Source organism: Bacillus sp. SIMBA_008 (genome assembly GCF_046535495.1).
Lineage (GTDB): Bacteria > Bacillota > Bacilli > Bacillales > Bacillaceae > Bacillus > Bacillus subtilis.
Window position 1 is genome coordinate 1 of record NZ_JAWRWL010001191.1, and the last position, 239, is coordinate 239.

A 239-nucleotide genomic window follows, 5' to 3' on the forward strand; every position below is an offset into this window, starting at 1 on the left:
GCAGTGCCACAAAAAGTAGTAATCGGAACAAATAACGAAACGTTAGACGCGAAGGAATTTGTTGAAGTAAAAGGTGGAGAAGTAGTAGGTTTTGTAGGGAAACCAGACACAACGAAAATCGGTGAACAAAAAGTGAAAGTAGAAACGAAAGATATTTTTGGAAATAAGCAAGTGACAGAAGTACCGTTAGAAGTGACGTATGGAGATAGTATTGCTTATGTAGGATATAACAATGAAAT

General features: G+C 36.4%; 1 protein-coding gene. It reads left to right on the plus strand.

The genetic code is table 11. The annotated features are described in order from the left end of the window. The coding region (locus SB658_RS27225; RefSeq protein WP_410603657.1) for a hypothetical protein at nt 1-239 on the plus strand (239 nt) is incomplete at both ends.